12 protein-coding genes are annotated in these 15,856 nt (G+C 44.4%); 9 read left to right on the top strand and 3 right to left on the bottom strand.

Annotation, left to right across the window (positions count from 1 at the left end):
• Window positions 1-78: 78 nt before the first annotated feature.
• From hupB to AT705_RS16775, 5 genes are all read left to right on the top strand, one after another.
• The gene (gene hupB, locus AT705_RS16765) at window positions 79-351 is read left to right on the top strand and encodes a nucleoid-associated protein HU-beta (protein WP_010386462.1); all 273 of its coding nucleotides are present in this window, start codon (window positions 79-81) and stop codon (window positions 349-351) included.
• Window positions 352-682: 331 nt separating this feature from the next.
• Window positions 683-2,596 (top strand): SurA N-terminal domain-containing protein, encoded by a 1,914-nt coding sequence (locus tag AT705_RS16770; protein WP_058797431.1) that lies wholly within the window; start codon window positions 683-685, stop codon window positions 2,594-2,596.
• Window positions 2,597-3,248: 652 nt separating this feature from the next.
• The gene (locus AT705_RS25315) at window positions 3,249-3,395 is read left to right on the top strand and encodes a hypothetical protein (protein ID WP_156202337.1); all 147 of its coding nucleotides are present in this window, start codon (window positions 3,249-3,251) and stop codon (window positions 3,393-3,395) included.
• Window positions 3,396-4,845: 1,450 nt separating this feature from the next.
• A complete protein-coding gene (locus AT705_RS25320) occupies window positions 4,846-4,992 on the top strand; it encodes a hypothetical protein (RefSeq protein ID WP_157576818.1) in 147 nt (48 codons plus the stop codon).
• A gap of 35 nt (window positions 4,993-5,027) precedes the next feature.
• Window positions 5,028-5,582: a hypothetical protein gene (locus tag AT705_RS16775; protein WP_157576820.1), complete on the top strand. Its 555-nt coding sequence runs from the start codon at window positions 5,028-5,030 to the stop codon at window positions 5,580-5,582.
• A gap of 613 nt (window positions 5,583-6,195) precedes the next feature.
• Here the strand turns inward: AT705_RS16775 and AT705_RS25325 are convergent.
• Entirely contained in the window at window positions 6,196-6,387 is a 192-nt protein-coding gene (locus AT705_RS25325; RefSeq protein WP_157576822.1) for a hypothetical protein, read from the bottom strand.
• Between the two features lie 391 nt (window positions 6,388-6,778).
• Here AT705_RS25325 and AT705_RS26020 point away from each other — a divergent pair, with 391 nt between their 5' ends.
• Window positions 6,779-7,456 (top strand): helix-turn-helix transcriptional regulator, encoded by a 678-nt coding sequence (locus tag AT705_RS26020; RefSeq protein WP_058797433.1) that lies wholly within the window; start codon window positions 6,779-6,781, stop codon window positions 7,454-7,456.
• Between the two features lie 77 nt (window positions 7,457-7,533).
• On the opposite strand, the gene AT705_RS16785 is transcribed toward AT705_RS26020, so the two are convergent.
• Both AT705_RS16785 and AT705_RS16790 read right to left on the bottom strand, forming a co-directional pair.
• Window positions 7,534-9,669: a winged helix-turn-helix domain-containing protein gene (locus AT705_RS16785; protein WP_058797434.1), complete on the bottom strand. Its 2,136-nt coding sequence runs from the start codon at window positions 9,667-9,669 to the stop codon at window positions 7,534-7,536.
• A 410-nt stretch (window positions 9,670-10,079) separates the two neighbouring features.
• A complete protein-coding gene (locus tag AT705_RS16790; RefSeq protein WP_058797435.1) occupies window positions 10,080-11,174 on the bottom strand; it encodes a hypothetical protein in 1,095 nt (364 codons plus the stop codon).
• A gap of 201 nt (window positions 11,175-11,375) precedes the next feature.
• Between AT705_RS16790 and AT705_RS16795 the strand changes: the two genes are divergently transcribed.
• The 3 genes from AT705_RS16795 (at window position 11,376) to AT705_RS16805 (ending at window position 15,855) form a co-directional block, all read left to right on the top strand.
• Window positions 11,376-11,570 carry a hypothetical protein gene (locus tag AT705_RS16795; protein WP_058797436.1) on the top strand — a complete coding sequence of 65 codons (195 nt, stop codon included), beginning with the start codon at window positions 11,376-11,378 and terminating at the stop codon, window positions 11,568-11,570.
• 94 nt (window positions 11,571-11,664) lie between these two features.
• A complete protein-coding gene (locus AT705_RS16800; protein WP_167551993.1) occupies window positions 11,665-14,118 on the top strand; it encodes a penicillin acylase family protein in 2,454 nt (817 codons plus the stop codon).
• 3 nt (window positions 14,119-14,121) lie between these two features.
• Window positions 14,122-15,855 (top strand): cyclic peptide export ABC transporter, encoded by a 1,734-nt coding sequence (locus tag AT705_RS16805; protein WP_058797438.1) that lies wholly within the window; start codon window positions 14,122-14,124, stop codon window positions 15,853-15,855.
• The last annotated feature ends 1 nt before the right edge of the window (window position 15,856 follow it).

The raw sequence follows: 15,856 nt of genomic DNA on the forward strand, positions 1-15,856 counted from the left end.
CTCTGAGTTAACTACAAAAGTGATGTTAGTGGTAAGCCCTCATCGCTCTTGATAATAACAATGTAAGAGGATGATATTGTGAATAAATCTCAATTAATCGATCAAATTGCAGCTGATGCTGATATTTCTAAAGCGGCTGCTGGTCGTGCTCTGGATTCATTCATTGAGTCAGTAACTGGTGCGCTAAAAGACGGTGACTCAGTTGCCCTAGTCGGTTTTGGTACTTTCTCAGTGCGTGAGCGTGCAGCACGTACGGGTCGTAACCCACAAACTGGTGCGGCAATCGAAATCGCTGCAGCTAACATCCCATCTTTCAAAGCCGGTAAAGCTTTGAAAGACGCGGTAAACTAAGCAGATTTCACTCAGTCTGCCCAACGACCTATGTTAAGATAGTGTGATTGGGCCAGATAAGCTTCAAGATAAAAAGCGTATCTGCTAAGATACGCTTTTTTTATATCAGCTGGATAATGCCGCATATTGGCGAGGCTAATGGAGATGAAGCTAAGTGTGATACATCGCATAGGCGCTTCAATAGCCTGCACATAGATACTTGCAATCGCCGCGCTTATCCATATTAATAGGTACAGAGACAGGACGCTGGTGTGTCACATTCAGCGGATCTGGGTACGCAGTTAAACCCAAAGTACTGAGCGTGCTTTGACTTAGATAAGAGATAGAATAAATGCTAGAAAAGATTAGAGAAGGCTCACAAGGCCCGGCAGCCAAAATTATTCTTGGCGTAGTGATCTTGTCTTTTGCGTTGGCAGGGATCGGTGGTTACCTAGGTCAAACCACAGAGCAGGCCGTAGCAGAAGTAAATGGAGTCAAGATAACGCAAATGGAATTTTCCCGCGCTTATGAAAATGAGCGTGCACGTCTGGAACGTCAGTTTGGCGAATATTTCACACAAATCTCAGCAGATCCAGCATACATGGCTCAGATCCGCAGCGGCGTGATTGACCGTCTGGTACAACAAGAACTACAAAACCAGTTAGCCATTGAATTAGGACTGAGAGTGAGTGATGAGCAAGTTAAGGAAGCGATTTTTGAGCTGCCTTACTTTCAGCTGGGTGGCGAATTTAGCAATGACAGATATTTACAGCTGATCCGTCAGATGAACTTTCAGCCAGATACTTTCCGTGAGTACATGCGTGAAGAAATGACTCGTAACCAATTGGTTTCAGCGGTTGCTGGCTCAGATTTCGTTTTAGATAACGAACTAAAGCAAACACTGGCATTGCAGCAGCAAACACGTGACATCGACTTCATGCTGTTAAGCAAAGAGACAGTTAAAGGTGAAGTGGCTGTGACTGAGGCAGAAATTTCTGACTATTATGAGCTTAATCAGGAACAGTTTCAGGCACCAGAGCAAATTGCATTGCAGTACCTTGAGCTGAAATCTGACGATGTGACTTTGGATGAGCCTGTGACGGATGAGCAAGTTCGCGCTTACTATGAAGAGAACCAGGCTCAGTATCTGGAAGAAGAGCGCCGTCGTGTAGCGCATATCCTGATTGAAAGTGCTGAGGATGCGCAAGCGGCAAAACAAAAGGCGGATGCTTTATACCAGCAATTGCAAGAAGGCAAAGATTTTGCGGAGCTTGCTTCAGCTGAGTCTGACGATATTGCGTCTGCAGAAGTCGGTGGTGATCTGGATTGGATCGAGCGTGACATGATGGAGCCTGAGTTTGAAGAGGCTGCATTTGCACTTACTAACGTCGGTGACTTTTCTCCTGTGGTTGAAACTGAGTTTGGTTTCCATATTATCCAGTTAACCGATTTACAGGCACAGCAATCAAAAGCGTTTGAAGAGGTTGCCAGTGAATTGCGTGCTGAGCTGGAAAGCACAGCTAAAGCCAATGCATTTTATGAGAAGCAATCGCAAATCGCAGAGTTGGCGTTTGAAGTGGCTGATTCATTGGAAGATGCGGCAGCTGTGGCAGACATCGAATTGAAGAGCACTGAGTTGGTATCACGCATGGCGTTGCCTGCTCCGTTAAATGATCCCAGTATCGCGAACGCGATTTTCACACCTGAGCTGATCGAAGACAGAGTGAATTCAGAAGTGCTGGAAGCGGGGAATGAGCATATTGTTGTTGTGCGTGTTCTGGATCATAAGCCAGCTAAGGTGAAGCCTCTGGAAGAGGTTACAGCGCAGATCAAAACGCGTCTTGAGAATGAAAAAGCGTCAGAGCTAATCAAAGAGAAAGCTAACACCTTATATGCACAGCTAGAAGACGGCAAAGCACTGAGCGACATCGCAGCAGCTGAATCTATAGAAGTTAAAACGGAAGCAGCTCTGAAGCGTCAGAGCTTCACCGTTGCGCCAGAAATCGTTCAACAGGCATTTAAACTGGCACATCCTGATGGTGAGCAGACGCAGTCTGCCCTGGTTGAGCTAAACAGCGGTGATGCTGCGCTATTGGTATTGAAAGCCGTTACGGTTGCACAGGTGACAGGTGAGGTTGAGCCACAGCAGAAGCAAAATATCACGATGTCAGTGGTGAATAAGAACTTCCTGGCCCTGTTAGGTGCACTGGAGTCTGATGCTGAAGTTGTACGTCCAACGCTGCAATTTAGCGACGAAATGCAATAATGACCGTACTCGCTTGCGAGTTGTGAGTGCCTGAGTTTCTCATACCAGTACTCTCAAGTAAGCAGTGATGACTGAATAAATAATCCGATACCAGTGTTCTGGTATCGGATTTTTTTATGCCTTCTGCCTCGTGAGCCTCCAGACGCGTCAATTCAATGGATAATTCCCCCTCATTTTGGAGGGAAATAATGAATACGCTCAGCGAGCCGGAGAAGTCTGCAACTATCACACAGCACTGACATTGCGCTTGCTGGGTCCTTATGCTCCCACATTTTCGCTTTCCTCTATTTTAAAGCACAGATATGGCACAACGAGCACGTGCTCACAGTGTAATTGCAATAGCTCTGACAGACACCTTTATGGTTTCTACGGCACTATGTATTGAGGCAAAAAACGCATTGTTTTCAGCTTTAGCAGCCACTTCAACATAGGGTGAGCGCCTTGAAACAGTGGCTTTTTTGAACATTATGTGTCTTTAAATCTGTGTTTTTATTTTTATTTCTTTTTTAATCATGTGTTTGTGAGTAATTGTTATGAAAAACGATAAGGTTTGATAATTAGTGTATTTCTGAGGTATTCGCTAAGGTTAATCAGGTCACCACGAAGGTGAAAACGATACAGCTAAATTGCTATAACAACAGGAAATCTGGTCATGCTTAAGTTGAAAGCCAAAAAGTTAAAAACCCTTACTGCAAAAGAGCTGCTGGCGCCTGGCCAAACACAGCATGTGGCTGGCGGGGCTGCCCAACAAATAGATACACATAGCATTACACAAATAGATACCACAACAAATCCCTGAACCTGACGCCCACCAAGGCATGTGATTGGTATGGTAGTGAAGGTAATTGTATAGTCGGTCAGTAATAAAGCCGGGTAGTCAATTGTCAGGAACGCATCGACGACACACTCTAGGCAATGTATAGAAGCAAAATGTCCTATCTGCCCTGAGGAGGTAATTAAAGTTCGATAGTCAGTCTCTGCCACTTTTGGGAGCGTCTCATGCGTGTTATCAGGACGAGCAAGTCCACCATAATGAGCTGAACGGCCATTTTTAGATAGCTGTATGAATACACTAGAAATCACTTTAATGGGGAACCCTGAGATACCACACTGTATCGGGAAGCCTAACTAAATTTACTCGGCTGCGAATCTGTAACTGGACTCAAGCCTACTTCTGAACTACTCCGCCAGCTGAATTACCTCGACATTTGTACCACCTCGACAGCTGGATCACCTCGACAGCTGAATCACCTCGACAGCTGATGCACCTCGACAGCTGATGCACCTCGACAGCTGATGCACCTCGACAGCTGATGCACCTCGACAGCTGAAGCTCCTCGACAGCTGAATCACCTCGACATCTGAATCACCTCGACAGGTTAATCAATCGACACCTGAATTACCCCGACTTAGAAACCAATTCGACATCCGAACCAACGTTCTATTTAAACCTAAACGGACATCGAGACTTTATTCGTTTTAGGCTCGAATCTGGAATTACTTGGGAGAGGTTGCATTAAACGTTAAGCCAGGGCGTGACTTTGCCTTAAACGAAGGTGGAAATTCAGTTGTTGCAAATCAATGCCAGAGGGCGGACAGAGAAGCACATTGTTGAGTCTGTCAGTTCACATGATACTTGTTTCTTTGGGGTCAGTGGTCTCCAGGCTTCGAGTGTGAGTCGAACGAGATTATCTGTCCCTGTTGTTTGGTTCGGGTGTGTAAAAACCCCTAAAGATAACCCATGTAGTAAGTGATGTACTTTTCCATGTGTCACAGGACTCGGTTATTTCTTGTGTTTTTATTTTAAAATGTCTGATTAGAGTGTTTTTATATTTTGATTTTTGATTTTTGATTTTTGATTTTTGATTTTTGATTTTTGATTTTTGGTTTGTCTTTGTGTGGAGAGTTAATTCTGGTTTCTTCGGTTTTTTAAATCATAGGTTTTCTTTGTTTTTAACTGGTTTTTTATGCTTGCTTACTCTCGTTGTTTTTTGTTTTTTCGCGTTTTTATGTGTGATTTTTCTGCTTTTTTTTCATTGTTGGTCAATACAAAGCTTACTATGCGGAAAGGTCTGGGTAATAAGTTTTTTTATCTAATTGAATCAGTGTTTTATGTTAAGTTGTTATCTCTAAGAATAATGTTTCATAACTAGGTTTTTTAGCATCTCTGGTCAATGATAGTTGCATCACTACAACGGTGCTTCACTTTTAAAAATTAATTAGATAAACATTAAATAGAGATTGTCACGATGCTTAAACTTAAAACAAAAAAACTAAAAAAACTTACTAATAAAGAAATTAAAGATAATCGCCAAACAAAGTTTATTGCAGGTGGAACAGATACACATAGCATTACTCAGGTAGGATTTATTAACCCTAAAAACATCACTGGTTAATTAGAGTATAAAGCGTAACAGGAGTTGATAAATTGATGGGATCCTATCTTGTATTAGCAATGGGGGCCGGATTACAGTCTGTTTCAGGTAATCTCGTATTGCAAGAGCCAGCCAGTGAGTACCATTACTCCAGGGAGAATGGGCGTGTTGTCGAGTTGGCTATTGAGGTTGGCAGTGAAGTAGCCAAGAAAAAGATGATGCTTCAATATGTCTCTGAGGATAGCAAAAAAACGAAAGCGCTGATCTCTAACGAAAACGGGTACGTTGACTATATAAATCCTAATGCCGTACCCGGTAACGTGTTCGAACCCGGCGAGTTGTTGCTGAGAGTGCAAAGCAACCGCGTTTTTGGTGCTCATTACTTTGAACAGCAAGAAATTGATATTATGAAGTTTGCCCAGGAGATACAGGCAAAGACTCGCTTATGGTTGTGCTCGGATGAACGACCTATTGAGGTCAGGGTGGACGATATTGCAAAAAACAGCCTGCTGGTCTCAATGAAGCTAAAGAAAGAAGAATATAGTCAGCTACAGCATACCATCAGCGAGGGCAGTATTGCTCTGCATCAGTCAATGCAGGCTTGTTTATAACCCCTTTTCCCCTTAGGTATGACTCTGTAGCAGCTAACGCATGTACTGCCAGTATGCCGTTCATAAAGCCATTTTCACGTGCATTCGTGCTTCTCATATGGATTCACTTTTAAGCCGTGGGTCCTTTTCCCTTTTGACAACCTATGTTGATTTGAATAAATCGAACCGACAGGGCAGTGAGCGCGTAAGTAAAGTCGGAAACGTTTGTATCTGTCAAGACGAGTGGCTTAGTGCCTGTGCCTGGCCTCATTCGTTGTTGTCTAACCGAATCACCAATCCAACCGAATTACCAATCCAACCGAATTACCAATCCAACCGAATTACCAATCCAACCGAATTACCAATCCAACCGAATTACCAATTCAACCGAAGTACCAATCCAACCGAAGTACCAATCCAACCGAAGTACCAATCCAACCGAATTACCAATCCAACTGAATTACCAATCCAACTGAATTACCAATCCAACCGAAGTACCAATCCAGCCGAAGTACCAATCCAATCGAAGTATCAATCCAAACGAAGTACCAATCCAAACGAAGTACCAATCCAAACGAAGTACCAATCCAAACGAAGTACCAATCCAAACGAAGTATCAATCCAAACGAAGTACCTACCCAACCAGATCTTTGGCAGTCAATCCATTCGATTTTCCACTTAGTGCAGTGAAACGTACTTTGCTCACATCATTATCTCGTATGCGCATGCTGCCATTGGATTGTTGATGTGGGTATGTTCGGTTGACCGATGTTTGCAATACGTTGATTTTCCAGAGCCAGCGCTCAGCTTTGCAATTGCCGTTCACATCACCTTGGCTAACTCGGATTTTTAATTATCACAGTTAGCGAGTTTCCCTCATATCACTATGCGGGTTGATTTGACTTTACTGACAAGTGCATTTTGACAGTGTCCCGTGCTCGAAAGGTCAGAATTGATGGCGCAGCCTGAGTGTATGTAAAGTGGGAAAATTAGTAGCAAATAAGGTGTGATGCACAGACGTTACGGGACCCTCCGCAGGGTGGTATTAATCAATATATAGCCGGTATTTCGCAATAATGTAGTTAGTTATGCTATTGTTTTAAAAGGTTATATTTGTTTTTTCTGTGATTTGATTGCACATGTTTGCTGGGGCAATATGAGTTCCATCAAATGAACGAACATTCTCTGCTTACCTGGTGCAAATTGAGGAGCTAACAATGCAACAAAATACGACCCTTGGCCTGTTTGATACGCAACACGAAATAAAACAGATGATTGCTAAATTCGAGGAAGTAAACATCGCCGAAGAGCTAACAAATACATTGAAGTCCATTTCAAAGGAGTCAGGCTATAACTGCCTCGGCTTTATCGACTTTTGCCCGGTATCTGCATCTTCATATGAAGAAAAGGTTTATGGTGAGATTTCTGCTCAGTTGGCAGATGAAATGTCAGATACTGCGATTTATGAGCATTGTAAGTCAGGTATTCGCTTGCTGCCGCTACACAGCATACTCAATCATAGTAGCGAGCAAGGTCAGGTGTATGTGATGCCTATGCGCGGTGTGACAGGTATTTATGGGGGCTTAGTGTTCGATATTCCTGAAAGCTTTTGCCAGCAGAAGAGCATTGAATTTGTCGACTGGTGCTGGACGATTATCTCACCTTACTTGCTTCAGGCCGCGCTGCGCTGCAGGGATAAAAAGTTACATATTACAAAACGGGAAAAAGACTGCTTAATGTGGGCTTGTGAAGGTAAAACATCATGGGAAATTAGTCAGATACTAGGTATCTCTGAACGTACAGTTAATTTCCATCTGTCTAATTGCATTGTGAAAACAGATAGCACAAACAGGCAGCAGGCGATCGTAAAGTGCATTATCAACAACCTGATCTAATTACGATGACTGGCGAGTGTCATGATGTTGCTTATCAAAGTTCCTGGCTGGGGAGGTGTCCTCCCCGGTATGTCAGATTATTCAGGTGGGGTGATTTGTGCTTTGACCAGCTGATTTTCAACGACTTCAATTATGTCTAGGTAAAGCGCATTGGTTTTTTTAGAAAAACTGATTCTGTCTATGACGTAGCTGGAACTGTCAATTTTGTATATTTCCTGCCTGGGCTCTGGATGGCCAAAATTAATTTTAAAGACGGTTTCACCGTCCGAGTGATACAAGGACCCGTTACCCGCAGCAATCGAGTGCTTATATTTGGCTTTTGACAGCTCAATTCTGTCAGTCTTTTCACCTGTATTGATATTGTATAAAGATACCTCATCATGCGATGACAAACTCGCATAAAACTGACTATCAAGTTGTCCAAACCACAATGGCCGTTCAATCGGCAATGGAATGCTTTTGTCCGAATCCAGAGAGTGCATAAAAGCTTTTCCTCTCAATGTTCTTGCATCCACAACGGTATACCCGATGTTATTCTCGCCAAGGTATTCAGCCGACACTATGGTGCCGTCAACCTTGATAGAGCCAGTAAGCGTCAGGGTGCTGCTATCATAGGTTTCTAGCCTATCCTTGTAGTGGAGCAATAATTCTTGTCTTTGCGCACTATAATGAATTGATTCATAAGTCGACGCCTTAAGCGAAAGCGGTTCGTGCCGGCCATTGGGCAAAGTGCGGTAAATGGATCGCAGTCCGCCTTCCTGACGCAAAAAAATCACACTGTCTTCAAAATCTGAAGCCTGCACGTCATCATATTCACTTTTAACTATCGGCTGCAGCTCGCCGCCCCCTGTACTTAATTTATATATATCCTGTAAAAATGGATAGGTCACTGCAAGTAAGGCATCGTGGGATAGCGGCTGATTACTGGCGTATTTAACATTATTAGGCAATTTAACCGCTGAGGTAATGGTTTTCTTATCGAGTGAATAAGTAAACAAAATGTTTTCAACATTATCCAACCAAATCAACGAGTTAATCTTCTTTTCATAAGATAATGTCCAGATCCGGTTATCAGTGTCATGTAGTTTGACCTGATTACCACCGTCCAGGTCCGTCATGTATAGCTCACTGCCCTGATAGTGATGTCTCTCAAAAATAATAACTTCTATATCAGGGATATAAGTCAGAAACCTATCTCCATATGAATTCAAATTTGGTGACGTAATTTGAAATTCCTGGCCTGTTTCTAAGTCACGGCTGGCAAGCGCGGCGAGTTCATCTCTGTCGCGATAACCGCTCTTTGAGTAAATTAGTCTGCCATCGCTGACACCTGCACCAGTGAAACCTTGCAAGCTACAGTCAAACAGATATTTATTTGTACCGTCAAAGCTTGTGTTGATCAGCCACACTTCGCATTGTTCATTGTTAATGGCCCGATAGAACACTTTATTTGAATCTGCCGACCAGCCGATTGGGAAGTAGTTCGTTCCTTCTTCTGCCAGGCGCTTTTCGTGACCTGTTTGCAGCGTTTTTACCACCAGAGAATAATTCTGGCTATTTTTTTGGATAATTGAGAAGGCAACAAAGTTTTTGTTGGGAGAGATATTAGGCCTGGTATACCTGCCGTTGACCCATGACAAGACCGTTTCCTGTACTTGCTTTTCTATGGGGCTTACGGACGCGTCGCTCAGCGCATTGTCTTGATTAATAAATGCCAGGCTAATACCAGCTGCCAGAGTACTGATAACAGCACCTAAAACCCAGGGGGCTTTCTTCCGCTTTACTGGCTGTTCTAGCGGTGTTGTTTTAGGTGTTAATTCGGTTGTAACCGCAGGACTGGGCTTAGCTTTGTCTGCGGATTCAGTTTTGTGGTACTCAACAAGTGGCTCTATGGCTAAGCTGTAGCCTTTTCTATAGTGAGTTTTAACGATAATGCCCTTTTGGTTCTCAGATTTCAGGGTTTTTCTGAGTTCAGAGATGGCCCGATTTATTGCATTATCATCAACATACTTTTGGCACCAGACATCGTCCACCAGATTTTGTCGGGTGATGATAGTGTCTGAATTTAAGATCAAATAACTAATGATGCGAAACAGCAGCGGTTCGAGTTCTTTCTCGATGTCGCCGTCAGTGAGCACCTGCCGCTTTGGGTCAAGTTTCCAGGATCCAAGTGTGATCGATTTAACTGTTCTAGAGAAGCTGACTTCGTTCATTGTCCTGAATTTGTTGTTATTAGGAATATGTCAAGCGTTCAGACTATATCTATAGTCATTTAAAAACTCAACAGAAAGATGGGAAGGCTTTTTTAATTTACAAGTGTTTTTTTCATTGTAGACCAATGTTAAAAAAGTGAGAAAGTAAAGAGGGGTTTTCTTAAGTTGTTGATTGATAGGTGATTGTTCTGTTTTTTTGAATGGAATGGTGGACACCGTGCGTGTGACGTTGAATATATAATTTCTTACAATATCGGTATGGGGTAGGCTCGAAGGCCGCTAAACGACCATCAGTATTTAACAAAGCCAGAGGTAACTATTGCGATACACGAATCATTCTATGCTTGAAAAATCGCCCGTCAGCAACGTCACGTCTGTCGCAGGGTGAGTCATTACATGCCCCTGTATGTTCAGTTGTCAGTGCCCTTACTTTTATTGTCGAGTACTTCAATGACTTTAGCCAGGGTGTCCGTCACGGCTTTTCGATTACCCCAGTCTACAGCCTGCCAATCTACCTCATCCACTAATTCTGTAATGTTGTGAGTCAGGAGCATTTTAATTGTTTCCACATGCTGAATGGGTTTCACTCTGAAAGCCTTTGTCTTAGGTTTGGTCGTTAACTTTTGTCCCGTGAGTTTGGCATGGATCCGTTTATTGATCTCGGCTTTGTCTGTTACGGTTAGCAGGGTTTTATCAAACTCGCTGTAATAGTCATTCTCAACCTGTTTAACGACTTTTTTAACGTTGATAAAAGGCATCGTGACCAGCCCCTGTTCATAGGCCTGAATGACACATTTATAGCGGGTAAGGACATTGTAGTTATCAAAGCTCCCCATGGAGATACCTAAATTGGCCGCCATTTCTTTAACGGTTAGCTTTTTCTCACCGACTTTTAATCTGGCCTGGCTGAGGCTTTCTAATTCCTGCATCGCGCTGAGAAAAGCTTGCAGCTTGCCATATTGTGGCAGGTCGTCTCTGCTGGCATTTTCCTGAAACTGTTTCACTTTCGATAGCAGTGGTTTGGCGTCATATACCTTGAACTGAGCGCTTGAGTCATAGCCATTGCTGTAAACCATAGCAAAGAAACGTCGATGTCCGGTTAGTATTTGATACTGGCCGTCTTCTAAAGGATAGACTGTCGGCACTTGAATAACCTCGGCAACAGAGATGTTTTCAGCCAGTTCAAGTACGGATTCCAGTGTTTGGTTCGCTTTTTTCCACTGCGCTGTGCCATACGCAAAGCAGTTTACAATACAGTTCTTTCCTATTAGTACATGATCATTTGCATCGTACATTTCAACTAGCTGGTTCTTGGTGAGCCAACGTGACGTGAATTGTCTTGCATGATCATCTTCCATGAACTTGGCTGGCAGAAATCGTGCATTGTGTGGATCGGGCGTTACAGAGGATAAGAATAAAGAGGTGTACTCAAATGTTTCAGAATTCAGCCCTTTTCGACTGTTCACGTTAGCCAGCATCAACTGATCTAATTTTAGCTTATTCATAGGGTTAGGAACCTTTTACTGCACTTAAGGTTAGTGGTGAACACCTTAGTTGGTAGATCTAACAGGTATACACTCAAGGGTTATCGATGCACCATGTGAACCATACTAAGTAATCGCTCTGGTGTGAAGTCTTAAATCGACGCACAGCACAGCACAGCAGAATAAATTTAAAGCGCAGTTTACAAGCGGTGGAGTGAAGGTATGAATATTGATTTGAGCATCATTGAATGGGCGTTTGAGAAGGGATACAACCTGGGCTCTGCAGATATGAGAGAGGGCGTTTATATCTCAGAGGAGGGCAGACGCTCTCTGTTAATGGCTGACATTAAGGCATTTGTGGAAAGCCATCAGGTGATTGCCACAGAGCAGGAAGGCCTTGCCTCAAGCCTGAATTGACAATGACTGCACGCTGACGCATATCCGGTCGATGTCAGCGTGAGACTCATTCCGACCTTAAACCTTGTTTTAATCAGTAGCAATGATCTCATGCATGAGATCTCAAACTTCTGTTGGTAGTGAATACATGCAAATAAGAAATTGGTTTACACGACATCCTCTGTTGTGCCGATTTGGCACCTTTATTTTGGCACCGTCGGTATTGTGTGCTTACGTGGCATATCAGCAACAGGTCATTTCAGCGTTACCGCAAACGGGGGCAAATACGGTCTCGGCTGCTGTTCTTGAGCAGGTAACGGTAACGCGCGACGCACATGGTGTGCCATATATTGATGCGGATTCAATGGCAGATGTTTATTTTGCTATGGGTTATCTGCATGCACAAGACAGGTTGTGGCAGCTGGAGTTACAACGTCGACTCAGTGCTGGCACGTTGAGTGAGGTGTTTGGCAAAGAGAGCGTGAATTATGACGTTTGGGTCCGCACGCTGGGGCTCTATGAGGTGGCAGAACAAAGTAAAGCCTATTTGTCTGAGCAGGCTTTGGCGTCATTGCAGTCTTATACGGCTGGGATCAATGACTTCCTGCGTGGGCAGCCCACACTGCCGGTTGAGTTTACTCTGCTCGGGATTACGCCAGCGCCATGGCGTGTTGAAGATTCACTGGCATGGATGAAAATGTTCTCTCTCAGCATGTCGGGTAACCTGGAAGAAGAAATCCAGCGTAGTGTGGCATTAAAAACGTTACCCAAATCCTTGTTTGCTGAATTCTTTGGATCTGAATTGGCACCATCAGAGTCCCTGGACGATGGGCAGGTCGCCAGCCTATCCGGGTTACACCATACAATTAAGCAATTGGAAACGGATTATAAGATTGGCGGTAAACACATAGGCAGTAACGCTTGGGTGGTTTCTGCTGAAAAAAGTGCATCTGGCAGTGCCATCTTGGCCAATGACCCGCATCTGGGCCTGCAAATTCCCTCTTTGTGGTATGCGGTATCGCAGCAGTTACCAGACTCTCAGTTGCAGGGCATGAGTTTGGTCGGGTTACCTGTCATTGTGTTTGGTCAGAACAACCATATTGCCTGGGGCGGCACGAATATGGAGGCTGATCTGCAAGACCTTGTGATGGAGGAAATCCATCCGGAAGACCCCACTCTGTATCGTTACCAGCAACAGTGGCTACCTTTTACAGAGCGTACTGAATATATCAAAGTGAAAAGTGATTTTCCGAGCTTGCTTAAACCCACCTATCGGGATGTTGAACTGAAGATCAAAGAAACGCTGACCGGTCCCGTGATCAGTAAAGCTGGCTTGCCTCAGGCTGTGTCTCTACGCTGGACGGCATTGCAGGAAAAAGACACCACCTATGAAGGCTTTTTTCACATTAATCATGCCGAAAACTGGCAGCAGTTTAAGCAAGCAGCGGATAAAATCGCATCACCCAGCCTGAATCTGTTTTACGCAGATAAGCAAGATAACATTGGCTTTACCGGCGCGGGTAATATTCCGGTTCGGGAACGTGGCACAGGTATTTTACCGGCTAAACGAGGCGTTGAGGGAGATGTATGGCAAGGGTTCATTCCCAAGGATGAAATGCCAAGTGAATTTAATCCACCACGCGGTTACATCATCAATGCCAATAATAGAAATGTGGCATCGAGTTATCCTTACCATATTTCTTCCAGCTTTGCGGATCCTGCCCGTGCAGAGCGCATTGAGCAGTTACTGAATACCCAGTCACTGGATCTGGATTACATCAAACAGATGCAAATGGATGTCAAAGACCTGACGGTGAGCAAGCTAAAAACCGTGATGGAAACGGTTGTCGCTGAAGATCTGTGGCAACAAGAAGCACTCGACCACCTGAAAGCCTGGCAAGGAAACGCACACAGCGACAGCATTGCCGCGACTGTATTTTATACCTGGGCAAGGCAAATTTACCGAGTCTTACTCAATGATGAGCTTATCCCGGCATGGAATGAGAAAGCGGCGACACGTCAGCTACTGGGTCTGCGTGGCAGAGTGAGTTACGACCAACTGGCTGAGCTGCTGGCGCAAAACTCCCCGCTATGTGATGACACCAATACGATAGAAACAGAATCCTGTGAAGAAGTACTACTCTCGGCACTGGACAGGACGTTAATCCTGAATAGCAAGTTACAGGGAGATGAAATTGATAACTGGCAATGGGGTAAGTTTCAGACGACTCGCTATGACCATATGCCGTTTGGCAAGGTAAAGCACCTCAATAAGGTGTTCTCACGAGAAGTGGCGACCGGCGGTGCTACCAATACGGTCAATGTCGCGGCAGGTTTTTACGAAAAAGACAATGGCTTTATTCAGAACTATGGTGCCGGGTTCAGACAGGTGATTGATATGGGCGGGCGCTATCAGTTTATGAACTCCACCGGGCAGTCAGGCCAGCTCGCCAGCGCGCATTATGATGACATGATCACCTTGTTTGCCCAGGGACAGTATGTGTCATTTGAATCACCCAAAGAGGCATCTCGCAAGCTAACGCTAACCCCGAATCAAGGGCAGGAGTAAACCGTGAATTTATTAAAACTATTTAGTGAGAGCTATCCCAACCGTGTGTTTATCTCGGTGTTGTTGGGAGCCATTTCAGGGATTTTATATTCGGGGCTTATTCCCTTTGTACTGATGAGTATTGAGAGTCCGACACCCGGATTGCAGTTGGCTGAAGTCCCCCATGCACGATATGGGCTACTGGAAGTCGCAAACTATAAACTGGCCGCGTTGTTTTTCCTGGCCTGTACATTCATTCTGATCATGAGAAGCCTGTCAGAGATTTTACTGCAGCGCGTTGCAACGGATGTTGCCAGAAAACTTAGAGTGAGTTTTTACGATAAAATTTCCAGAACGCCTTTGTATGCCATTGAGAAAATGGGCTCGTCTAAACTGGTTGCTTCAGTGAACCTGGATGTACCAAGGATCGTTAATGGCGCACGGGCATTACCCCTGTTGCTGATCAATTTGGTGACTCTGGTTGGTATGTTGGGCTTTCTGGTCTATCTCAATAGTGAAGTGTTTAAGATGGTGATGATCGCCATTGCGTTTGGCGTCCTGGCGTATCAAGTCCCTATGTATTTTGGCAACAAGCTGCTGACGCGTTCACGAGAGTACCGCGATGCAATTCAGGAGGGGGTGAATGGTTTGCTCTCTGGTGCAAAGGAGCTCAAGCTCGATGCGCAAAAGCGTGCTTATTTTCATCAGGACGCTTTACTGAGCAACGAAAAGAACATCCTTAAAAATGAGAAAGCCGCGCAATCTGTGCTGATATCAACCATCAACTTTGGTGATTTAATTTGTTTTTTTGTTATCGGCGCGCTGTGTTTTATTTTCGTGAATTACCACTCCATCAGCAATAGTGAACTGGTCGCGGTGATCATGGCTTTATTGTACGTGACCGGCCCCATCGCAGTCTTGCTGAACGCTTTGCCTCAGATGATGATGGCGACGATTTCATATAAGAAGTTCAATACGCTGCTCAATGAACTACCTGAAGAGCAAATTGACTATCAGATTTCAGAAGTGCCCAGCTGGCAGACGCTGCGCTTCGACAATGTTGAGTTTGCTTACCCCAGTGATCAGGATGAGGCAGGCTTCGCTGTTGGCCCAATCGACCTGACACTGAAGCGTGGCGAAATAGTCTTTATTGTTGGCTCGAATGGTTCTGGTAAATCAACCCTCAGCAAGCTGTTGACGCTGCACTATCAGGCGGTTGGTGGACACATTTATTTCGATGATGCGGCACTGAACAACGCCAACATCGAAAGCTACAGGCAAGGGATCAGTGCTATCTACTCCAACTACTACCTGTTCGCAAAAATCCTTAAAGACCTGGATGACGCAACGATGGAGCTGATCCAGCACTATCTGAAGTTGTTGCACCTGGACCACAAGGTCACGATAGAAGACGGTTATTTTTCTACCGTGTCGTTATCTGATGGTCAGCGTAAACGTCTCGCTTTGCTGGTGGCCTTTTTAGAAGACAAGCAGGTGTATTTGTTCGATGAATGGGCTGCCGATCAGGACCCAATTTTCAAAGAAGTCTTTTACAAACGCATCTTGCCCAGCCTCAAAGCAAAGCAGAAATTGGTCATCGCCATCACTCACGATGATAAGTATTTCGACCTGGCAGACAGGGTCATTGTGATGGAAGGCGGCAAGGTCGTAGAGCAGGCCTCATACACACAATACTTTGACAAATTACAGTTAAACCAGTCCGCCAAAAACGATTTTCTGGCAGAGGTAGGAGCTTAAG

It is taken from the genome of Pseudoalteromonas rubra, assembly GCF_001482385.1.
GTDB lineage: Bacteria > Pseudomonadota > Gammaproteobacteria > Enterobacterales > Alteromonadaceae > Pseudoalteromonas > Pseudoalteromonas ardens.

What these genes read in the sequence shown, in the direction of transcription:
- AT705_RS16785 (WP_058797434.1), bottom strand. Translation starts at nt 9,669, where the DNA reads ATGAACGAAGTCAGCTTCTCTAGAACAGTTAAATCGATCACACTTGGA.
- AT705_RS25320 (WP_157576818.1), top strand. Translation starts at nt 4,846, where the DNA reads ATGCTTAAACTTAAAACAAAAAAACTAAAAAAACTTACTAATAAAGAA.
- AT705_RS16790 (WP_058797435.1), bottom strand. Translation starts at nt 11,174, where the DNA reads ATGAATAAGCTAAAATTAGATCAGTTGATGCTGGCTAACGTGAACAGT.
- AT705_RS26020 (WP_058797433.1), top strand. Translation starts at nt 6,779, where the DNA reads ATGCAACAAAATACGACCCTTGGCCTGTTTGATACGCAACACGAAATA.
- AT705_RS25315 (WP_156202337.1), top strand. Translation starts at nt 3,249, where the DNA reads ATGCTTAAGTTGAAAGCCAAAAAGTTAAAAACCCTTACTGCAAAAGAG.
- AT705_RS16795 (WP_058797436.1), top strand. Translation starts at nt 11,376, where the DNA reads ATGAATATTGATTTGAGCATCATTGAATGGGCGTTTGAGAAGGGATAC.
- AT705_RS16800 (WP_167551993.1), top strand. Translation starts at nt 11,665, where the DNA reads ATGAGATCTCAAACTTCTGTTGGTAGTGAATACATGCAAATAAGAAAT.
- AT705_RS16770 (WP_058797431.1), top strand. Translation starts at nt 683, where the DNA reads ATGCTAGAAAAGATTAGAGAAGGCTCACAAGGCCCGGCAGCCAAAATT.
- AT705_RS16775 (WP_157576820.1), top strand. Translation starts at nt 5,028, where the DNA reads ATGGGATCCTATCTTGTATTAGCAATGGGGGCCGGATTACAGTCTGTT.